Annotated in this window: 21 protein-coding genes and 1 tRNA gene; 11 read left to right on the top strand and 11 right to left on the bottom strand. The window is 50.7% G+C overall.

The window, feature by feature from the left end; translation table 11 throughout:
• Positions 1-3: 3 nt before the first annotated feature.
• Positions 4-80, bottom strand: a tRNA-Arg gene (locus KXD89_RS16125).
• Between the two features lie 242 nt (positions 81-322).
• On the opposite strand from KXD89_RS16125, the gene fimZ reads away from it, so the two are divergent.
• Complete coding sequence (fimZ, locus tag KXD89_RS16130) at positions 323-955, top strand: fimbria biosynthesis transcriptional regulator FimZ (RefSeq protein ID WP_000805428.1); 633 nt, start codon at positions 323-325, stop codon at positions 953-955.
• A gap of 2 nt (positions 956-957) precedes the next feature.
• On the opposite strand, the gene sfmF is transcribed toward fimZ, so the two are convergent.
• The 5 genes from sfmF to fimA all read right to left on the bottom strand — a co-directional run bounded on the left by sfmF (position 958) and on the right by fimA (position 6,591).
• Positions 958-1,473, bottom strand: coding sequence for a fimbria assembly protein (gene sfmF, locus KXD89_RS16135; RefSeq protein WP_001255230.1), 516 nt, complete (start codon positions 1,471-1,473; stop codon positions 958-960).
• A gap of 10 nt (positions 1,474-1,483) precedes the next feature.
• Positions 1,484-2,461: a type 1 fimbria D-mannose specific adhesin FimH gene (gene fimH / locus KXD89_RS16140; RefSeq protein WP_001301128.1), complete on the bottom strand. Its 978-nt coding sequence runs from the start codon at positions 2,459-2,461 to the stop codon at positions 1,484-1,486.
• Positions 2,462-2,502: 41 nt separating this feature from the next.
• Positions 2,503-5,106: a fimbrial biogenesis usher protein gene (locus KXD89_RS16145; RefSeq protein ID WP_001333622.1), complete on the bottom strand. Its 2,604-nt coding sequence runs from the start codon at positions 5,104-5,106 to the stop codon at positions 2,503-2,505.
• A gap of 30 nt (positions 5,107-5,136) precedes the next feature.
• Positions 5,137-5,829 (bottom strand): type 1 fimbria chaperone FimC, encoded by a 693-nt coding sequence (gene fimC / locus KXD89_RS16150; protein ID WP_000988364.1) that lies wholly within the window; start codon positions 5,827-5,829, stop codon positions 5,137-5,139.
• A 219-nt stretch (positions 5,830-6,048) separates the two neighbouring features.
• Positions 6,049-6,591: a type 1 fimbrial major subunit FimA gene (fimA, locus tag KXD89_RS16155; protein WP_000776555.1), complete on the bottom strand. Its 543-nt coding sequence runs from the start codon at positions 6,589-6,591 to the stop codon at positions 6,049-6,051.
• A gap of 470 nt (positions 6,592-7,061) precedes the next feature.
• Between fimA and folD the strand changes: the two genes are divergently transcribed.
• The 3 genes from folD to KXD89_RS16170 all read left to right on the top strand — a co-directional run bounded on the left by folD (position 7,062) and on the right by KXD89_RS16170 (position 8,771).
• A complete protein-coding gene (gene folD / locus KXD89_RS16160) occupies positions 7,062-7,928 on the top strand; it encodes a bifunctional methylenetetrahydrofolate dehydrogenase/methenyltetrahydrofolate cyclohydrolase FolD (RefSeq protein ID WP_000729160.1) in 867 nt (288 codons plus the stop codon).
• A 1-nt stretch (position 7,929) separates the two neighbouring features.
• Positions 7,930-8,142: a ribosome-associated protein YbcJ gene (gene ybcJ / locus KXD89_RS16165; protein WP_000190288.1), complete on the top strand. Its 213-nt coding sequence runs from the start codon at positions 7,930-7,932 to the stop codon at positions 8,140-8,142.
• Positions 8,143-8,249: 107 nt separating this feature from the next.
• Entirely contained in the window at positions 8,250-8,771 is a 522-nt protein-coding gene (locus KXD89_RS16170; RefSeq protein ID WP_001143542.1) for a metal-dependent hydrolase, read from the top strand.
• A 35-nt stretch (positions 8,772-8,806) separates the two neighbouring features.
• Here KXD89_RS16170 and cysS read toward each other — a convergent pair whose 3' ends face one another.
• Entirely contained in the window at positions 8,807-10,192 is a 1,386-nt protein-coding gene (gene cysS, locus KXD89_RS16175) for a cysteine--tRNA ligase (RefSeq protein WP_000912385.1), read from the bottom strand.
• A gap of 173 nt (positions 10,193-10,365) precedes the next feature.
• On the opposite strand from cysS, the gene ppiB reads away from it, so the two are divergent.
• From ppiB to purK, 4 genes are all read left to right on the top strand, one after another.
• Positions 10,366-10,860: a peptidylprolyl isomerase B gene (ppiB, locus tag KXD89_RS16180; RefSeq protein WP_000255997.1), complete on the top strand. Its 495-nt coding sequence runs from the start codon at positions 10,366-10,368 to the stop codon at positions 10,858-10,860.
• A gap of 2 nt (positions 10,861-10,862) precedes the next feature.
• Positions 10,863-11,585 (top strand): UDP-2,3-diacylglucosamine diphosphatase, encoded by a 723-nt coding sequence (gene lpxH / locus KXD89_RS16185; RefSeq protein ID WP_000212247.1) that lies wholly within the window; start codon positions 10,863-10,865, stop codon positions 11,583-11,585.
• A gap of 117 nt (positions 11,586-11,702) precedes the next feature.
• Positions 11,703-12,212: a 5-(carboxyamino)imidazole ribonucleotide mutase gene (purE, locus tag KXD89_RS16190; RefSeq protein ID WP_001295318.1), complete on the top strand. Its 510-nt coding sequence runs from the start codon at positions 11,703-11,705 to the stop codon at positions 12,210-12,212.
• The gene (gene purK / locus KXD89_RS16195; RefSeq protein ID WP_000815571.1) at positions 12,209-13,276 is read left to right on the top strand and encodes a 5-(carboxyamino)imidazole ribonucleotide synthase; all 1,068 of its coding nucleotides are present in this window, start codon (positions 12,209-12,211) and stop codon (positions 13,274-13,276) included. The genes purE and purK overlap by 4 nt, the downstream gene beginning before the upstream one ends.
• 194 nt (positions 13,277-13,470) lie before the next feature.
• On the opposite strand, the gene KXD89_RS16200 is transcribed toward purK, so the two are convergent.
• From KXD89_RS16200 to KXD89_RS16215, 4 genes are read right to left on the bottom strand one after another with little or no spacing between them, the layout of a single operon-like run.
• On the bottom strand, positions 13,471-14,364 hold the full coding sequence (locus KXD89_RS16200) for a carbamate kinase (RefSeq protein ID WP_000855379.1): 894 nt from the start codon (positions 14,362-14,364) through the stop codon (positions 13,471-13,473).
• Positions 14,361-15,176: a DUF2877 domain-containing protein gene (locus KXD89_RS16205; protein WP_000152519.1), complete on the bottom strand. Its 816-nt coding sequence runs from the start codon at positions 15,174-15,176 to the stop codon at positions 14,361-14,363. The genes KXD89_RS16200 and KXD89_RS16205 overlap by 4 nt, the downstream gene beginning before the upstream one ends.
• Before the next feature lie 10 nt (positions 15,177-15,186).
• Positions 15,187-16,446, bottom strand: coding sequence for a DUF1116 domain-containing protein (locus KXD89_RS16210; protein ID WP_000495367.1), 1,260 nt, complete (start codon positions 16,444-16,446; stop codon positions 15,187-15,189).
• A gap of 9 nt (positions 16,447-16,455) precedes the next feature.
• Entirely contained in the window at positions 16,456-18,123 is a 1,668-nt protein-coding gene (locus tag KXD89_RS16215) for an acyl-CoA synthetase FdrA (RefSeq protein WP_000580829.1), read from the bottom strand.
• Positions 18,124-18,439: 316 nt separating this feature from the next.
• Here KXD89_RS16215 and allD point away from each other — a divergent pair, with 316 nt between their 5' ends.
• From allD to allE, 3 genes are read left to right on the top strand one after another with little or no spacing between them, the layout of a single operon-like run.
• Complete coding sequence (gene allD / locus KXD89_RS16220; protein ID WP_000703900.1) at positions 18,440-19,489, top strand: ureidoglycolate dehydrogenase; 1,050 nt, start codon at positions 18,440-18,442, stop codon at positions 19,487-19,489.
• 21 nt (positions 19,490-19,510) lie between these two features.
• Positions 19,511-20,746: an allantoate deiminase gene (gene allC / locus KXD89_RS16225; protein WP_001310618.1), complete on the top strand. Its 1,236-nt coding sequence runs from the start codon at positions 19,511-19,513 to the stop codon at positions 20,744-20,746.
• 10 nt (positions 20,747-20,756) lie between these two features.
• Positions 20,757-21,542 carry a (S)-ureidoglycine aminohydrolase gene (allE, locus tag KXD89_RS16230; RefSeq protein ID WP_000540997.1) on the top strand — a complete coding sequence of 262 codons (786 nt, stop codon included), beginning with the start codon at positions 20,757-20,759 and terminating at the stop codon, positions 21,540-21,542.
• The last annotated feature ends 32 nt before the right edge of the window (positions 21,543-21,574 follow it).

Below are 21,574 nucleotides of genomic sequence, written 5' to 3' on the forward strand. Positions count from 1 at the left end.
TAATGGCGCGCCCTGCAGGATTCGAACCTGCGGCCCACGACTTAGAAGGTCGTTGCTCTATCCAACTGAGCTAAGGGCGCGTTGATACCGCAATGCGGTGTAATCGCGTGAATTATACGGTCAACCCTTGCTGAGTCAATGGCTTTTGATCTGGTTGCTGAACAAGTGAACGACCGCGTCTGATTTTCTGATTTATTTCGCTATAGCGGCAAACAAACGCACACCGCTGCGCGTCTGAATCAAGAAAACCCGTATTTTCATGTATCAAAGTACAATTTCCCGACCTAACGGAAAATTGTCCGCTCCTATGAGACTGGTAACTATGAAACCAACGTCGGTGATCATTATGGATACTCATCCTATCATCAGAATGTCTATTGAAGTTCTGTTGCAAAAAAACAGTGAATTGCAGATTGTCCTGAAAACGGATGATTATCGCATAACCATCGATTATCTCCGAACCCGTCCTGTTGATTTAATCATTATGGATATAGACTTGCCCGGAACAGACGGTTTTACCTTCCTGAAAAGGATCAAACAAATCCAGAGCACAGTGAAAGTGTTATTTTTATCATCGAAATCAGAATGCTTTTATGCTGGCAGAGCGATACAAGCTGGTGCTAACGGTTTTGTCAGTAAATGCAATGATCAGAATGATATTTTTCATGCCGTTCAGATGATCCTCTCCGGATACACGTTTTTTCCCAGCGAAACGCTTAACTATATAAAAAGCAATAAATGTAGTACGAATAGTTCAACGGTCACTGTGCTATCTAATCGTGAAGTGACCATATTACGTTATCTGGTTAGCGGATTATCTAATAAAGAAATTGCCGATAAGTTATTACTTAGCAATAAAACAGTTAGTGCGCATAAATCTAATATTTATGGCAAGCTAGGTTTGCATTCAATTGTAGAGCTTATCGACTACGCCAAATTATACGAATTAATATAATATTAATTATAATTGATCATAAATATCGCATCCGCTTTCGCCACACCTGGCCGAACACCGCTGGCTAACGCTCGATAATTGGCAAAAAAGTTTAGTGTGACATTGCCATTTGCATCTACTTCCTCAGTCGGGCTCGCCTCCCCCAGTGCGAGCCGGGAGCGATCGCTATTACGTAATTCGATGGCGACGGTTTGTGCCATTGCGGGATCATCCAGAGCCAGCAGGTTGGTATCGGATGCCGGCGTTCCCGTAAATAAAATCGCAACTGAACCCGGAGGACATCCCTCCAGCCGCAGGCTAAAAGGGACGAGTGCCGTGGTATCGCCAGCGTTCAGTAGTTGTGTCGTAGGCCATCTGCCTAAATCTACCGTCTTATCAATATCCGCTGTGTTTACGGTACAGGAGAAATCAACAACGTTACCGTGCAAATTGATATTAATCGTTCCTAAAGGGTCAACTGCCCATCCACTGGAACTCCACAGTAGCCCGCAGAAACAGCTAAAGAGTACTCTTCTCATTCTCCGTACCTCATTGATAATCGACGCGTAAATACCCCAGCGCGCTAAACGGCCCTTCGGTCGGTTTTTGACCGGTAATACTGATAGGCCAGGCGCGAAGTGTGACATTGGCTGCCGCAGCTGCATCCAGACGGAAAGGAATAACGCTATTGAGATCGTTAGGCGTGATCGGCGTATCGTTCTGATCGGCGACAATAAAACCTAAATCCTGATTGTCCGACACCATCGCCTGACCAGAAACGGCACTGGCTTCCAGACGCATTGTTAAATAAGCCTGCGCAGCAACATTCGTACATTTGACCGCAATGCTCTTGGTTTGCGGCATGACACCAGCAGGTCGATTACCCGGCCCTGCCGCACTAAATAACGATGCGCCGATATCACCAAAATCAAATTCAACAATCTGCCCGGCATTTAATTCGCAGTTTTGCGGTACTTCAACCCGGCCACCAAAACTAATGGTATAAACAGGTGTAACCAACGGATCGTAAGGCGTTGATGTCACATACACGGTAAACATCACCTGTCTGGGGATCTCCACCATGTTAATAAAGGGACGAATAACCTTTAAACGAAATATTAAACGAGAATCCATCACCCCGAATGGAAGGTTTTGCGAAACGTTAGGATCTGTTCCCATCCGAATATAATTTTGCGGGGGGAACTGAATATCCATCACACTATCAACCAGACTCATCGCACCTAATAGATAATCATGTAATTGCATATATTTATAATTATCGATAGTTTCCTGAACAATAAAGTTGGTGACATAACTACGGTATGTATAATTCACCAGCGTACCGGGTGGACAAATTGCTGAGACACCTACCCAGCCGGATTTTTCCGGTAAAACAACAATCTGCCCTGGCTGGTTATTGGTGCTATTAAAGATATTTGAGAGATCATAGTGTTCATCTTCTGCTACGCCAGTACTATTTGCACAAACAGTAGCCCAGGATATGTTTGCCAGACACAAACATGCCATCGCCAATAATAATCTGCAGATTATCTTATTGATAATTTCCTTTATGAGCCAGGATGTGTGCAAACTGCCGAAATAACAGTGACGGCTTGCTGTAAGCTTTGCTTCGGCAATACATAGTGCGCAATGCAGCGTGAGTTCGCGCCGTCTCCCCACTGAACCAGTAATTCACCAGACAATGGCGCACCACTTAAATAAACTTGCCCGTCATCACCCACCATACTGGTTATTCCGGTACTGTTTTCCCGTACCAGTGATCCAAACGGCACCGGTTTTCCGCCCTGGGTAACGGTAATGAGCGCCCGCACGCCTATGCGGGTATCAAAATTGGCACGAACCAACGCGCCTTGCGTCGGCACAACGCTGCTAATATTTTTTTCAACATCGATGGAATTCCCCATCGTATTGGTATCAAGCGCGATACGGTTATACCGATAAACCGTGGCATACAGCATCACCGCATAGCCGCGCCAGTCGGTTAAAATGCCAGTTTGATTTTCAATGCGTACACCGCCTGCGCCAGGCGCTTTAATCAAAACATTGGTATCCCCTAAAGGCTGGCTCAGCGTTATGCCATTTTCATGCCCGACCACACCGCCAGACAGCTGCCAGTTAACGTCATGTTGATCGCGGTCGTAGTTATACCCGCCCCCCAGCGTACCGTAAGCGGCCTGCCAGTTTGCCGTGGCGCTGCCCGTGTACCCATTATTCGAGGTATCACCCTGGCTTACGTGATAACTCAGGTTGTGGCCTTCCAGTAAGGTCCCACCTACACCTGCCAGCCAGCTATTTTGCCCGTTGCTGTTACGGTTGGCGTTAAAGGAGGCATAAGCGCGGTCGAGCGCATTTTCCCGGGTGTAGCGACGTTTGGTCAAAACATTGAAAGGCACTGAAACATTAAGTCCGACAATACGTTCGTTATCGGGGATCCCTACAGATTCATTCCACGAAAATGAGAGCGAATAACTGATGCCAACCCAGCTGCTGGTATACCCCACCTGATACCACGTATCTGAATCCGAAGTATTCCAGTATTTTTGATGGGTACCAGAAATATAAAGCGAGCCAAAGTCATTAAGTGATTGTGAAACATTTAACTGCAAACGGTCTTTACGGCTAAAGCGTAAATTGTGGTAATTCACGATTATCGGTTCATCGCGATGCTCACCGTCGTAATCATATTCGTACCCCTCCATTCGACGATACGCAACATCATCAAGGGTATAAAAACCTTGTGTCGAATAGCGGTAACCCATTAACTGAAAATTGGTGCCGAAGGTGTTCATCGATTTCGCATAGAGGAAGCGAATAGAATCCCCCTCATGACGACTGGCGTCGGCTAACTGACTGCGCGCATGCGTTACATCCAGCGACACTGCGCCCCAGTTCCCGAGATTGCGCCCCAGCCCTAATAAAAAGGCGGTGTAATTGGCAGATAATTGCGTCCCGCCGTAGGCAGTAAATTCCTGTGGTAAACCGCCGAGTGCCGTACCCTGAAAAAAGAAAGGCGATGATTGCTGACTATTACCGCTACGAAAATCGCCCGCCGTCAGGTCAAATTTGAAACGCCCTTCGCGTTGTAAAATTGGCACTGTTGAATACGGAATTGTGTAATTCTGCTGATTGCCATCGCGCTCGTCGATGGTGACGTCCAGATCGCCATTTGAAGATGTCGGGTGCAAATCTGTAATTTCAAAAGCGCCGGGGGAAACATAGCTTTGATAGATAATAAAACCATTTTGCCGAATCGTTAGCTGGGCCGCCGTACGGGCAATCCCACGTACCGTTGGGGCAAACCCTTGCTGGCTATCAGGATACATATTATCAGAAGAATAAAGCCGTACACCACGAAATCCAACGCCATCGAAAATATCACTTCCTGTATTGCCGTCTCCCATTACCAGTTCACTTTTCAGCGGAATAATGGCGCGCTGTACCCAGGTGCCAATATTATTCCACTGTTCTGAATGATATCCATTTCCGCGAAAATAGTTCCAGGAACCATTGTTGCGTAAACGCCACGGGCCAATATTAATCCCGCTGAGCTCACTAAAAAAATAGCTATCGTTACCATTACCTCTGTTACCGGTGAAATTATAATTCAGGAGTAAAGCAGGAATACCTTCATCCCACTCTTCAGGCGGAATGTAACCGTGAGCGCTACTCAACAACGCTATCTGAGGAATAGTGATGTTCAGGCGCATCGCTGCAAAATCAAAGTTAATTGTGGCATCAGGTACAGCTTTCAGTAAATTGATGCATTTATTGTTTTGCTGCTGGGCTAACTCGGGAAATGCACTGCTATTAAGGCCAATTCGTTCAAGAAGTACCTGGTTAAAACAGGGCATTAACCCACCTGATTTATCACCTGTATTTTCTGTTGTCGATTCAAATACGATATCCTGCGAACCAATGAACTCATCATTACGCCAGAGATCCACCCGATACACGCCCGCAGGTTGATGATTACCTCTCTCAAAGCGCGATAAATCAGCAACGGATGTGCCATTCTCTAATAAAAATGCCGGGTTGAAATAACTTTCCGCATAGCTTAAAAAGGAGGGTAAAATGGCAAGAGATGAATAACAAATTCCGGCCAGACACCAGGTATACCTCTGCGGAATATCCGTAGTAGTGGGTATTTTCATAATTAGCTCTGATATTGTCAGATGATTCGGTTAGTTTAAGTTCACTTCTCTGACCGGAGTTACTGAACCATAATCATTAACGGTCTGAAATTTCAGCTTTCCCTGCACTCCTGAGGGTAAGGGAATTTGTGAATTAACTCTGGGTGCAGCCATAGCATTCCCCAACTTTTGGCTGCCCACTTGTAAGTTAACCAGGGTGACATAAAAAGGTGATGGATTATGAACATTGATATAGTTACCGGATCGCGAAAACTTGAGTGTGTCCGGCGCTTCTGCGGGTAATTCTTGTAATTGAATTGGACGGAGAAATAATTTCATGCGCGATAAAATCGCCAGTTGCAAAACATTCCTGCCGTTCAATGCATTTTTATCTACCGAAGGGATCGTCTTAACATTCATCCAGAACAGAGACTCACGATCTGCTGCCAGCGGTGGACCGGTGTAAATAATACGCAAAGTATTTTCGCTTTTGGGTTCACTAACAAACAGTGGCGGTGTAATGATGAATGACTTTTCTTTTACACCGCTGCTGTTTTCAATCCACGAATTGACCAGAAAGCGCTCATTGGTATGGCTATTTCTAATCCATACCGCAGTCTGTTTAGCATCAGCGGGATAAATAATACGCGTGGCACCTAATGCGATCCCTCCGGCAGCATGGGCGCTGGCCGAAATGATTAAATAAAATATAATGAGCATCAATAACTTTATTTTAGTCATCATAGTTAATACGCCTTGTGTATTCCTGACGGCAAAAATAAGGAATATAAAGAAATGATTGCTTTGGTTTCTTACAACACATCATTCCCTTTTCATTTAATAAAGCGGCATGATACAAAGTGAACATGATTTCGATTTACATTGCCACCATACCGCTTCAGACAACCGGTACATTACTTTGTTATAAGACGTGATATATAATTCAAAACAACGTGGTTTTGATTATTCATATCTCATAATAAAAGTCGCGTCAGCATTTGCTTGCCCTGCTGATGCACTTGTACCGGTGCCTTTATAACGTGCAGAAAAATGAAGAACGTTGGTCCCGGGGATCAAGTTCTGGTTGGTTGAGAAGCTATTCCCATCAGGTTTGAGAATTGCGGATGTATTATCAAGTATTTCAATACCGACACCCGTTGCTGTTGTTGTATTGGTACTGGATGCAATGGCCAATAAATTATCATTGATTGCATCAGCCTGACCAGAAAATGCAACGGCAGCATTAGCGGCAACAACAGGATCGCAGTCGTTCAACTGAATGGTGAATGGAATTAATGCAGAGGTATTACCAACAGCATTGAAAATATCGGTACGATATTGACCGAGTGTGACAACCTGGTCTGCCGAGTCAGTATTCACTGAACAGGCAGCATTCACCAGTTCGCCTTCAAAGTGAATTGTACCGCCATCTACAACGGCAGCATAACTACCCGTAGCGGCGAATAGTGCGGCAGCCAGCGCAGACGAAATAAATCTTAATTTCATATATATTCCTTCAATCTCATTTATCGACTCCACATCCGTATATAACCGATTACTTTATTTAAGACACTGATAGTAGTAAATTCCTTTTTATCCTCTAAGAATGTCTTAATTGAAAATATGCACTCTATTCTAAAAAATAGAGAGCCCCGTTAGATGAATACTTCCGCGCAAAATATATTCAACACAAATATAGACCTGAAGCGGTAAATTACCAGGCTGAAAATTCTTTTTATATTGTCAGGTATTTCTTAAATTATCTTAATCCTTAGACAAGGAAATAAATCAGTTCCAGATTTACAACGCCATCATGGACGAAAAATGAAGCTTTCAGTCTCAGCGACGGTGCGCCTCACCTTCGCAAGAGGTCGCTTCACGCGATAAATCTGAAACGAAACCTGACAGCGCGCCCCGCTTCTGACAAAATAGGCGCATCCCCTTCGATCTACGTAACAGATGGAATCCTCTCTCTGATGGCAGCAAAGATTATTGACGGTAAAACGATTGCGCAGCAGGTGCGCTCTGAAGTTGCTCAAAAAGTTCAGGCGCGTATTGCAGCCGGACTGCGGGCACCAGGACTGGCCGTTGTGCTGGTGGGTAGTAACCCTGCATCGCAAATTTATGTCGCAAGCAAACGCAAGGCTTGTGAAGAAGTCGGGTTCGTCTCCCGCTCTTATGACCTCCCGGAAACCACCAGCGAAGCGGAGCTGCTGGAGCTTATCGATACGCTGAATGCCGACAACACCATCGATGGCATTCTGGTTCAACTGCCGTTACCGGCGGGTATTGATAACGTCAAAGTGCTGGAACGTATTCATCCGGACAAAGACGTGGACGGTTTCCATCCTTACAACGTCGGTCGTCTGTGCCAGCGCGCGCCGCGTCTGCGTCCCTGCACCCCGCGCGGTATCGTCACGCTGCTTGAGCGTTACAACATTGATACCTTCGGCCTCAACGCCGTGGTGATTGGCGCATCGAATATCGTTGGCCGCCCGATGAGCATGGAACTGCTGCTGGCAGGTTGCACCACTACAGTGACTCACCGCTTCACTAAAAATCTGCGTCATCACGTAGAAAATGCCGATCTATTGATCGTTGCCGTTGGCAAGCCAGGCTTTATTCCCGGTGACTGGATCAAAGAAGGCGCAATTGTGATTGATGTCGGCATCAACCGTCTGGAAAATGGCAAAGTTGTGGGCGACGTCGTGTTTGAAGACGCGGCTAAACGCGCCTCATACATTACGCCTGTTCCCGGCGGCGTTGGCCCGATGACGGTTGCCACGCTGATTGAAAACACGCTACAGGCGTGCGTTGAATATCATGATCCACAGGATGAGTAACATGGCGACATTTTCTTTAGGTAAACATCCGCACGTTGAGCTGTGCGACTTGCTGAAACTGGAAGGCTGGAGCGAAAGCGGCGCGCAGGCGAAAATCGCGATTGCCGAAGGCCAGGTGAAAGTCGACGGTGCGGTTGAAACGCGCAAACGCTGCAAAATCGTCGCCGGTCAGACAGTGAGTTTTGCAGGTCACAGCGTACAGGTTGTTGCCTGATCCCTTTCCCGGCCTGTATCAACAGGCCGGTTCTCTTTTCAGACTTTTGCCCTCTACGCCCCGTTCATCCATGCTGATAGCATCGACATTTTGCCGAAGCGACCATCATGCCAACCGTTATTACGCACGCCGCCGTTCCCCTATGCATTGGTTTAGGGTTGGGTTCGAAAGTCATCCCTCCGCGTCTGTTATTTGCCGGAATCATCCTGGCGATGCTGCCCGACGCCGACGTATTGTCGTTTAAATTTGGCGTTGCTTACGGCAATGTTTTTGGTCATCGCGGGTTTACCCATTCGCTGGTGTTTGCGTTTGTTGTCCCGCTGTTATGTGTGTTTATTGGACGCCGATGGTTCAGGGCTGGGCTGATTCGCTGCTGGCTGTTTTTAACCGTCTCGTTGCTATCGCACAGCTTGCTGGATTCGGTAACCACTGGCGGTAAAGGCGTTGGCTGGCTGTGGCCGTGGTCAGATGAACGCTTTTTCGCTCCCTGGCAGGTGATAAAAGTCGCGCCGTTTGCATTGTCTCGTTACACCACGCCGTACGGGCATCAGGTGATTATTTCTGAATTGATGTGGGTGTGGTTGCCGGGGATGCTACTGATGGGAATGTTGTGGTGGCGCAGACGATAACCGGATGCGAAAACTCGCATCCGGCAATAGCGCAATTACTTACGACGCCAGGTGGTCCCTTGCGGGCCATCTTCCAGCACGATCCCCATCTCGTTAAGACGATCACGCGCCGCATCCGCCGCCGCCCAGTCTTTCGCTTTACGGGCATCCAGACGCTGTTGAATTAACGCTTCAATCTCAGCCACTTCGCTGTCGTCTGCCTGCGCGCCGCTTTGCAGGAACGCTTCCGGTTCTTGCTCCAGCAGGCCCAATACAGCGGAAAGTTTACGCAGGTGAGATGCCATTGCATTCGCCGCTGCCATATCTTCTGCTTTCAGACGGTTTACTTCACGCGCCATATCAAACAGTACGGAATAGGCTTCCGGGGTGTTGAAATCGTCGTCCATCGCTTCAATAAAGCGCGCTTCAAACGCTTCGCCACCGGCAGGCGCAACGGTTTTATCTGTGCCGCGCAGCGCAGTGTAGAGACGCTCCAGCGCCGCACGCGCCTGCTTCAGGTTCTCTTCGCTGTAGTTCAACTGGCTGCGATAGTGGCCCGACATCAGGAAGTAACGCACGGTTTCCGCGTCGTAGTATTTCAGCACATCGCGCACGGTAAAGAAGTTACCCAGCGATTTGGACATCTTCTCGCGGTCAACCATCACCATCCCCGAGTGCATCCAGTAGTTCACATACTGACCATCATGGGCACAGGTGGACTGCGCGATTTCGTTTTCGTGGTGCGGGAACATCAGGTCTGAACCGCCGCCGTGGATATCAAAGTGGTTACCCAGCTGCTTGCAGTTCATTGCCGAACATTCAATGTGCCAGCCAGGACGACCCGCGCCCCACGGAGACGGCCAGCTCGGTTCGCCCTCTTTCGACATCTTCCACAGAACGAAGTCCATTGGGTTGCGTTTGTCGTCGACCACGTCAACGCGCGCGCCTGCCTGCAGCTGGTCGAGATCCTGACGCGACAGCACGCCATAAGTTGGATCGGTCGGGACGTCGAACATCACGTCGCCGTTGTCCGCCACATAAGCGTGACCTTTGGCGATCAGTTGTTCAGTGAGTTCAATAATTTCTGCGATATGGTGCGTCGCGCGCGGCTCCATATCCGGGCGCAGAATGTTCAAAGCATCAAAATCTTTGTGCATTTCGGCGATCATGCGATCCACCATCGCCACAAAGCTTTCGCCATTTTCATTGGCGCGTTTGATGATTTTGTCGTCGATATCGGTAATGTTGCGCACATACTTCAGTTTATAGCCGAGGAAACGCAGATAGCGCGCAACCACGTCAAAAGCAACAAAGGTACGCCCGTGACCGATATGACAGAGATCGTAAACGGTGATTCCACACACGTACATGCCGACTTCCCCGGCGTGAATAGGCTTAAATTCCTCTTTTTGGCGTGTCAGAGTATTGAAGATTTTTAGCATCGAAGATTCCGTTTAGACATGTGTGGGTAATTGAGTTGCGTATAATACCCATATTTCCCGCGCGAATCAGCATACATTGCGTGATGATCCGATCGTGCGGTTATGCTATAACACCACCCTATATATGACCCGAACTGGGTTGAAGCACCAATCAAACGGAACAGGATGCAAAAATGGTTACTTTCCACACCAATCACGGCGATATTGTCATCAAAACTTTTGACGATAAAGCACCTGAAACAGTTAAAAACTTCCTGGACTACTGCCGCGAAGGTTTTTACAACAACACCATTTTCCACCGTGTTATCAACGGCTTTATGATTCAGGGCGGCGGTTTTGAACCGGGCATGAAACAAAAAGCCACCAAAGAACCGATCAAAAACGAAGCCAACAACGGCCTGAAAAATACCCGTGGTACGCTGGCAATGGCACGTACTCAGGCTCCGCACTCTGCAACTGCACAGTTCTTCATCAACGTGGTTGATAACGACTTCCTGAACTTCTCTGGCGAAAGCCTGCAAGGTTGGGGCTACTGCGTGTTTGCTGAAGTGGTTGACGGCATGGACGTGGTAGACAAAATCAAAGGTGTTGCAACCGGTCGTAGCGGTATGCACCAGGACGTGCCAAAAGAAGACGTTATCATTGAAAGCGTGACCGTTAGCGAGTAATCGTGGCGACACTCTTTATTGCAGATCTTCATCTCTGCGTGGAAGAACCGGCGATCACCGCCGGTTTTCTGCGTTTTTTAGCGGGGGAAGCCCGCAAGGCCGACGCGCTGTATATTCTTGGCGATCTGTTTGAAGCATGGATTGGCGACGACGATCCCAACCCACTCCATCGCAAGATGGCGGCGGCGATCAAAGCGGTGTCCGATTCCGGCGTTCCCTGTTATTTCATTCATGGCAACCGTGATTTTCTGCTCGGCAAACGCTTTGCCCGTGAAAGTGGCATGACGTTATTGCCGGAAGAAAAGGTGCTCGAACTTTATGGTCGCCGGGTGTTGATTATGCATGGCGACACGCTGTGCACCGATGACGCGGGTTATCAGGCTTTTCGCGCCAAGGTCCACAAACCCTGGCTGCAGACGCTATTCCTCGCCCTGCCGTTGTTTGTGCGCAAACGCATTGCCGCGCGAATGCGCGCGAACAGCAAAGAAGCCAACAGCAGTAAATCGCTGGCGATCATGGACGTTAACCAAAACGCGGTGGTCAGTGCGATGGAAAAACATCAGGTGCAATGGCTGATCCACGGGCATACCCATCGCCCGGCGGTGCATGAACTTATCGCCAATCAGCAACCTGCTTTTCGCGTGGTACTGGGTGCCTGGCATACGGAAGGTTCAATGGTGAAAGTCACGGCGGATGACGTTGAGCTGATTCATTTTCCGTTTTAAAAAACCCGCAACTTTGCTGATTTCACAGCCACGCAACCGTTTTCCTTGCTCTCTTTCCGTGCTATTCTCTGTGCCCTCTAAAGCCGAGAGTTGTGCACCACAGGAGTTTTAAGACGCATGTCTTCCCGCAATAATCCGGCGCGTGTCGCCATCGTGATGGGGTCCAAAAGCGACTGGGCTACCATGCAGTTCGCCGCCGAAATCTTCGAAATCCTGAATGTCCCGCACCACGTTGAAGTGGTTTCTGCTCACCGCACCCCCGATAAACTGTTCAGCTTCGCCGAAAGCGCCGAAGAGAACGGTTATCAGGTGATTATTGCGGGCGCAGGCGGCGCAGCGCATCTGCCAGGCATGATTGCCGCCAAAACGCTGGTGCCGGTGCTGGGCGTGCCAGTACAGAGCGCCGCACTGAGCGGTGTCGATAGCCTCTACTCCATCGTACAAATGCCGCGCGGCATTCCGGTGGGTACGCTGGCGATTGGTAAAGCTGGCGCGGCAAACGCGGCGTTACTGGCAGCACAAATTCTTGCGACTCATGATAAAGAACTGCACCAGCGTCTGAATGACTGGCGCAAAGCCCAGACCGACGAAGTGCTGGAAAACCCGGACCCGCGAGGTGCGGCATGAAACAGGTTTGCGTCCTCGGTAACGGGCAGTTAGGCCGTATGCTGCGTCAGGCAGGCGAACCGTTAGGCATTGCTGTCTGGCCAGTCGGGCTGGACGCTGAACCGGCGGCGGTGCCTTTTCAACAAAGCGTGATTACCGCTGAGATAGAACGCTGGCCGGAAACCGCATTAACCCGCGAGCTGGCGCGCCATCCGGCCTTTGTGAACCGCGATGTGTTCCCGATTATTGCTGACCGTCTGACTCAGAAGCAGCTTTTCGATAAGCTCCACCTGCCGACTGCACCGTGGCAGTTACTTGCCGAACGCAGCGAGTGGCCTGCGGTGTTTGATCGTTTAGGTGAGCTGGCGATTGTTAAGCGTCGCACTGGTGGTTATGACGGTCGCGGTCAATGGCGTTTACGCGCAAATGAAACCGAACAGTTACCGGCAGAGTGTTACGGCGAATGTATTGTCGAGCAGGGCATTAACTTCTCTGGTGAAGTGTCGCTGGTTGGCGCGCGCGGCTTTGATGGCAGCACCGTGTTTTATCCGCTGACGCATAACCTGCATCAGGACGGTATTTTGCGCACCAGCGTCGCTTTTCCGCAGGCCAACGCACAGCAGCAGGCGCAAGCCGAAGAGATGCTGTCGGCGATTATGCAGGAGCTGGGCTATGTGGGCGTGATGGCGATGGAGTGTTTTGTCACCCCGCAAGGTCTGTTGATCAACGAACTGGCACCGCGTGTGCATAACAGCGGTCACTGGACACAAAACGGTGCCAGCATCAGCCAGTTTGAGCTGCATCTGCGGGCGATTACCGATCTGCCGTTACCGCAACCAGTGGTGAATAATCCGTCGGTGATGATCAATCTGATTGGTAGCGATGTGAATTATGACTGGCTGAAACTGCCGCTGGTGCATCTGCACTGGTACGACAAAGAAGTCCGTCCGGGGCGTAAAGTGGGGCATCTGAATTTGACCGACAGCGACACATCGCGTCTGACTGCGACGCTGGAAGCCTTAATCCCGCTGCTGCCGCCGGAATATGCCAGCGGCGTGATTTGGGCGCAGAGTAAGTTCGGTTAACTGGTGCTCTATTCTTGCCGGATGCGGCGTAAACGCCTTATCCGGCCTACCGATCCGGTACCCATTGTAGGCCTGATAAGATGCGTCAAGCATCGCATCAGGCATTGTGCACCAATTGCCGGATGCGGCACCGGTTGTAGGCCTGATAAGACGCGTCAAGCGTCGCATCAGGCACAAATGTCTAATGCCTACGACTACAGCGAAATACAGGTCCCCGCTTCGCCCGCCAGCGTCTCTTCAATTCGCGATAACGCCCCAATCCACGCGGGTTTACCACGGCTTCTGACATAACCACTCACCGCCGTTACATTCGGCCCCATCGAACCATCGGCTTTGGCAAATGGCGCTAACTCATCCGGTGTGGCATGGCGAATGGCACGTTGCTGCGGCGTTCCCCAGTTTTCATATACCGCATCAGCATCGGTGAGGATCACCAGTCCATCTGCATTAATCTGCTCGGCGAGCAACGCAGCGGCGAGATCTTTATCAATCACTGCTTCACTCCCTGCTCCGTCATCCGTCACAGGCACACCGCCGCCGCCACTGCAAATCACCACATGCCCCTCTTTGAGCAACAACTCGATGGCTTCGCTGTCGAGAATTTTACGCGGTTGCGGAGACGCCACCACCCGGCGCAAATATTTACCATCACGTTTCATCTGCCAGCCGTAAGCCGCTTCCAGTGCCTCTTGTTCTTCTGGCTGATAAACCGGACCAATAAATTTCTCTGGCTGCAAAAACGCCGGATCATCAGGCGAAACCTCAATGCGCGTCAGCACCGTCGTCACGGGCGGCATCTGCGGCTGTGCGCTCAAACTCTGCGCCAGCATATAGCCAATCATCCCCTGGCTTTCCGCAACCAGCACATCCAGCGGATACGGTTCTACCTCTTTCCACGCCAGATTCTGCAATGCCAGCAGCCCCACCTGCGGCCCGTTGCCGTGAACAATCGCCAACCGATAAGAACGGGCCAGGCGTGCCAGCGCGGGTACAGCACTGGCGATATTGCGATATTGATTTTCTGCCGTCAGCGCCTCACCGCGCTGGAGTAAGGCGTTGCCCCCAAGAGCCACAACCAGTGTTTTCATGGTTTTCCTTGTAATAATTGTTGGCCAAGCCAGAACCCCAGCAGCGTATCTGCCCCTGACGTATGCCCCAGCGCCAGCAGCGAATCAATCGCAACAGCGGTACGTTTCGGGCAACTCAGAGCATGAACAAAGTGCAGGAGTGGCGAGGCGAAATATCCTTGCGCGGCATAACGTAAATAACTGACGCTCACCGCTGTGGTAACGAGTTGCAGATTGTCGGAACAGGCAAAAAACGGACGACCGGAGCGCGCATCTAAAGCGCCATAATACCAGGCCGCCAGCAGCATTCCGCTCAGCGTGTCATCATGACTCGGCGTTAATCCGGGGCCTTTACCCAGCCAGTGCCGCCAGTCGGTCTTAACGCCATTGAGCGCGGCCTGAAAACAGTGACGAAACTGGCGTAACTCAGCAGGCAGCGGATCGCTTGCCGCCAACGCCAGTGGCCCGAAAAGCCCGGTTTCCTCCGCGCGTTGCATCCATGCAGCTGCAAGTGGTTGAGGATGCGCAGGCGGCGTAATACGCAGCAAACAATAACGCTGTGGCTGTTTAACCGTGAAACGCCCGAGGCGAATCCCTTGAGCCACAACCTGTGGTCGTTCATTGCCGCATAATCCACCGCATAACGCATCGAATTGCGCACGGCGAAGCACCCATCCTCCGGGGCCGAAACCACTACCCTGACGATGCAACGTTAACAGTTCGCCGCTTTCCGTCATCAGGTTAATCGCCCGCCGCCACACTCCCGCTAACCGCCAGGACTGGCGATAATTCGGTGCGCTACTACTGGCAAGCAGAGGATGGATGATCGTCATTGCGCGTTCCTCAACCAATACCCATGCTTTCAGCCAGTGCTTCCAGCGCCTGTTCAAAGCACGCCAGCGGTGCCCGCACGGTGCCTGCGCCAATCTGCCCGATCCCCGCCTCTTTATGGGCGATACCGGTATTGATGAGTGGCGTAATGCCGGTTTCTACCACGCGACGAATGTCCAGCCCCAGGCACGCGCCCTGAAAATCCCAGCTTGGGATCTGCAACTGCATATTGCGTTCAAGGTAAATTTCCGCCATCTCTTCAGATACCGCTCTTGCCGCTTCCATGCCACCCGCACCGACAAAGCGCGTTACGCCAGGCGCTGCGATCATTGCCGCACCTCCGATACCAAAGGTTTCGGTAATCGCGCTATCGCCCATATCCGGGTTCGCCTGCTCCTGCGAGAAGCCGGTGAAAAACAGACCTTGCGGAGTGTTTACAGGCGCAGTAAACCAGCGTTCGCCCAGCCCGCTTACCCGAATCCCGAACATATTGCCGTTGCGGGTCATTGCCGTGACGATGCTGCCTGCGCGGATCATCGCGCCAGCATCCATCGCCGCCTTGCAGTAAGCCATCGCGAGGTTGAGGAAGAACTGATCGGTCACGCTGAGGAAATCCATCACTTCGGCGATGTGCTGTTTATCATGATCGAGGCGAGCAATTTGTGGGGCCAGCGCACGCATTAACAGTGCAGAGGAAGCAATATTGCGTTGATGGAACTCATCGCCCATCGTAATGCCCTGCGCCATCATCGCCGTGAGATCGATACCGCGCTCCATGCGCCCCAGCGCCGCGCTTAATACTGGCATTAACACATCGCGCATCCAGCGATGGCGAGTCAGGACATCTTCGCCGTAAGCGCCAAAACGCATCACTTTGCCGATACCTTCGTTGAGGTTGCAGTACGCCCGGTTGCCGTCGGTCACGTTCTCAACCACCAGCATCGGCATACTGGCAGAAGTAATACCGCCCATTGGCCCGACGGCATTCACATGGTGACAAGGAATGAAGTTCACTTCCCCCTGCTCCAGTATTGCCAGCGCCTGCGCTTCATCTTTCGCCCAACCTTCGAACAGACATGCGCCCACGCACGCCCCTTTCATGGGTCCGGTCATCTCCTGCCAGCGCATTGGCGGCCCGGCGTGAAGCAGTGTTTTGCCCTCGTTTAGTTCGCTGATAAGTGAAGAAGCCGGTTGCACATCCAGCCAGTGTGGACGAGCGCGACGAATTTGTTCGATAACCGCAGCATTGGCTTGCGCCACTGATGTAAACATGGGAACCCCTTATTGCAAACGTTCTAATAAACGAGCCAGTTTTTTATTGCCACCGGCGACTGGCGACCATTGGTAATGCACAACCGGTTTGCTGGCGCTTTGTAGCTCCAGCGCAAAGCTGCGTAATCCGATGTTAATCACGGCGACGTTTTCCAGTAATGACGGTGTGTGTTGCTGTGCGGCAGGCGAGAGCGGATGAATTAACGCTGCCGCCAGCAAGGTGGCTTCCGGTAGCGAACTCACGACCGCAATCCCCGCATCTTCCAGCGTGGCGATTTGCTGCGAGCGGCATTGCGGGTCACGTTCAGTGCCTGTCACCGTGGCAATGGCATACAGTGGTTGATTATCTAAACGCGCGGCACAGGCTTTTTGCCAGGCGCTCACCAGCGAGGCGGCAGGATCGGCGGTCGCACCGAAGCCAATCACGACATCAAGCAGCAACACGCGCACTTGCGGTTTAGCGCCGAGATCGGCAATTAACTGGTTGCGTAAGGTTGGGTCGATCATCGGATGGGGACGCCCGACGGTGTAGAAATCATCGCCGAGGTCAATAATCTGGTGGCTATCGGCGTCCAGCATCATGCCATGTTGATGGGTATCGTCGGCTTCCACGCCAAGGTGTCCGGCAAGTAATCCCGCCGCTTCGGCAGCCAGCGTACCGCCGGTATACAAACCGCAAATAAATCCGCTGCTGACAGGCGCTATTGCGTTACGTCGCGCCGTGACGCGTGAAAGCAGGCAAGCCAGGCGTGCGGCCTCATCCAGCGAGGAGGCAAACCAGACATTCTCGTCGCGGGCCACCGCCGGGGTATAACCTAAAAACAGCGCCACCGTCGGTTTGCCGGTTGCTTTCATGGCATTAACAATTTTCAGACGCACAGCTTCGGCAGGTGGTTTTGAAACAAATGCCAGCACTTCGCTTTTCTCGTCTGCACTGAGCATTTCCAGCGCTGTTAGCGCACTGATGCCGCCCACTTCACGGCTGAGGTCGCGCCCGCCAAGGCCAATCGCGTGAGTAATTCCCTCCCCTGCCAGCGCAATCTGCGAACACAGCTCCTGAATCCCGGTACCGGAAGCGCCAATGACGCCAATATTGCCTTCCGGCATCACGTTAGCAAAAGCCAGCGGTGTGCCGGCAATCATCGACGTACCGCAGTCCGGCCCCATCACCAGCAAGCCTTTTTCCCGCGCGCGGGTTTTAAGTTGGATTTCATCTTCCAGCGTGACGTTATCGGAGAACATCATCACGTTGAGGTTGCGATCCAGCGCCTGGTTTGCCAGCTCCGCCGCATACTCGCCAGCCACTGAAATCAGCGCCAGATTGGCATCGGGTAATTTCTGACAGGCACTGTCCCAGCGACGCACCTGCGTCAACGCCTGGCTGCTGCCTGACCCCTGCGCCAGTTGTTTTAGCGCCTCTTCAAGCTGCTGCATAATCGCCTGCGCGATCCCCGCATCCGCCGCTTCGCTACGAATTGCCACGCAAATATCGTTCGGCGTGGCGTTATTAAAATCGTCATGCCAGAAACCTGTGGTATCTAATAACGCTTTATTGGCGGGCGTACCCATCATTACGGAAACATCATCAACATTTTCTGATTCGCTGAGTTTTCGTGAAATAATCATTAAACTGACCGAATCCTGAAAACACCCTTTTTTAATAAAGGCGTGGATCATAACAACTCCTTAAAAATTGCACCCATGGCAATTGCACGAGCAGTGTTAATGTGGCGATTACGGTATCGATGACAACGAGTAAATAAGGTGATGAATATCACACAGGAATTATTAACAAAAGAATTCAAATAACCACCAGGCTATTACTCATTATTTTTTAATAAGCGTTGTTGTTTTAAAAATCAGGTTAAAAGTGAGCGGATTATCAAATAAATTCTAACTATATTTTTTTGCCTGTCTGGATCACATAATCCAGATATTTTCCCTGTATGTTAATTGCAGTCATGCTTCACACCGTCGTTAAAAAGGAAGACAGATGAAAATCAGTCGGGAAACACTCCACCAGCTAATTGAGAATAAACTCTGCCAGGCTGGGTTAAAACGTGAGCACGCTGCAACCGTGGCTGAAGTATTGGTTTACGCCGATGCCAGAGGGATCCACTCTCATGGCGCGGTGCGCGTGGAATACTACGCGGAACGCATTTCAAAAGGCGGCACCAACCGCGAACCGGAGTTTCGTCTTGAGGAAACCGGGCCGTGCTCGGCAATTTTACATGCCGACAATGCCGCCGGACAGGTCGCGGCGAAAATGGGTATGGAACATGCCATCAAAACCGCCCAGCAAAATGGCGTTGCGGTGGTCGGTATCAGCCGGATGGGTCACAGCGGCGCAATCTCTTATTTTGTGCAGCAGGCAGCCCGCGCCGGATTCATTGGCATTTCGATGTGCCAGTCCGATCCAATGGTGGTGCCGTTTGGCGGCGCGGAAATTTACTACGGTACTAACCCCCTGGCCTTTGCCGCGCCGGGAGAAGGCGACGAGATCCTTACCTTTGATATGGCGACTACCGTACAGGCATGGGGAAAAGTGCTCGACGCCCGCTCGCGTAATATGTCTATCCCGGATACCTGGGCGGTCGATAAAAACGGTGTACCAACAACCGATCCGTTCGCGGTACATGCTCTGCTCCCCGCCGCCGGGCCAAAAGGGTATGGCCTGATGATGATGATTGACGTCCTCTCAGGCGTCTTACTCGGCTTACCGTTCGGGCGACAGGTTAGTTCGATGTATGACGATTTACACGCAGGGCGTAATTTGGGGCAATTACATATAGTTATTAATCCGAACTTTTTCTCCTCCAGCGAATTATTCCGTCAACATCTTAGCCAGACCATGCGCGAATTAAATGCCATTACCCCCGCGCCCGGTTTTAATCAGGTTTATTATCCCGGACAGGATCAGGATATTAAACAACGCAAAGCCGCCGTCGAAGGCATCGAAATTGTTGATGATATTTACCAGTATTTAATTTCCGACGCGCTTTATAACACGTCATACGAAACGAAAAATCCCTTTGCGCAATAATTATTGAGACAGGACTTTCTTATGATTACACATTTCCGTCAAGCTATAGAAGAAACGCTGCCCTGGCTTTCCTCTTTTGGCGCTGACCCAGCGGGTGGGATGACCCGTTTACTTTATTCGCCGGAATGGCTGGAAACCCAGCAGCAATTTAAAAAAAGAATGGCAGCAAGCGGGCTGGAAACACGTTTCGATGAAGTGGGGAATTTATACGGTCGCCTGAATGGCACCGAATATCCACAGGAAGTGGTTCTGAGCGGTTCGCATATCGATACCGTGGTTAACGGCGGTAACCTTGACGGGCAATTCGGCGCGCTGGCGGCGTGGCTGGCAATTGACTGGCTGAAAACGCAATACGGCGCGCCGCTACGTACGGTCGAAGTGGTGGCGATGGCAGAAGAAGAAGGCAGCCGCTTCCCGTATGTCTTCTGGGGCAGTAAAAATATTTTTGGGCTGGCGAATCCTGACGACGTGCGGAATATCTGTGATGCCAAAGGAAATAGTTTTGTCGATGCGATGAAGGCTTGCGGATTTACTCTTCCGAACGCCCCACTAACTCCGCGTCAGGATATTAAAGCCTTTGTTGAACTGCATATTGAACAGGGCTGTGTGCTGGAAAGTAATGGGCAATCAATTGGCGTGGTGAATGCAATTGTCGGGCAGCGTCGTTATACGGTAACGCTGAACGGCGAATCAAACCATGCAGGCACCACGCCGATGGGTTATCGTCGTGATACAGTTTACGCTTTCAGTCGCATTTGCCATCAGTCGGTCGAAAAAGCGAAAAGGATGGGCGATCCGCTGGTTCTGACCTTTGGCAAAGTAGAGCCGCGCCCGAATACGGTAAATGTGGTGCCGGGTAAAACCACGTTCACCATTGATTGTCGTCATACCGACGCTGCCGTGCTGCGCGATTTCACCCAACAGTTAGAAAACGACATGCGGGCGATTTGCGATGAAATGGACATTGGTATTGATATCGATTTATGGATGGACGAAGAACCCGTGCCGATGAATAAGGAGCTGGTCGCCACCCTGACAGAATTGTGTGAAAGAGAAAAACTGAATTACCGGGTGATGCACAGTGGTGCCGGGCACGACGCGCAAATTTTCGCGCCTCGCGTACCAACCTGCATGATTTTTATCCCCAGCATCAACGGGATCAGCCATAACCCGGCGGAACGCACCAATATTACCGACCTTGCCGAAGGGGTCAAAACGTTGGCACTCATGCTTTATCAACTTGCCTGGCAGAAATAAGGAGTCATAAATGGGATATTTAAATAACGTCACCGGTTACCGCGAAGATTTACTGGCTAACCGTGCGATTGTTAAACACGGTAATTTCGCACTGTTAACCCCGGATGGTCTGGTAAAAAATATTATTCCGGGCTTTGAAAATTGTGACGCGACAATCCTCTCCACGCCAAAGCTGGGTGCCTCTTTTGTTGATTATCTGGTCACACTGCATCAAAACGGTGGCAACCAACAGGGCTTCGGTGGCGAAGGCATTGAAACGTTCCTGTATGTGATCTCTGGAAATATCACTGCCAAAGCCGAAGGCAAAACATTTGCCTTAAGCGAAGGTGGCTATCTTTATTGCCCGCCAGGCTCCTTAATGACGTTTGTTAACGCCCAGGCCGAAGACAGCCAAATCTTTTTATATAAGCGCCGCTATGTTCCGGTAGAAGGCTATGCACCGTGGCTGGTTTCTGGCAATGCCAGCGAACTGGAACGCATTCATTATGAAGGCATGGACGATGTTATTCTGCTGGATTTTCTGCCCAAAGAGTTAGGTTTTGATATGAACATGCATATCCTCTCTTTTGCACCAGGTGCCAGCCACGGTTATATCGAAACACACGTTCAGGAACACGGTGCCTATATTCTTTCCGGTCAGGGGGTTTATAACCTCGACAATAACTGGATCCCGGTGAAAAAAGGCGATTACATCTTTATGGGCGCTTATTCTTTACAGGCTGGTTATGGTGTAGGGCGTGGTGAAGCGTTCAGCTATATTTACTCGAAAGATTGTAACCGCGACGTAGAGATTTAAGTCATACCACTCGCCTGATTATTTTTAGCTAT

This window comes from Escherichia sp. TC-EC600-tetX4 (genome assembly GCF_019356055.1).
In the GTDB taxonomy this organism is placed as follows: domain Bacteria; phylum Pseudomonadota; class Gammaproteobacteria; order Enterobacterales; family Enterobacteriaceae.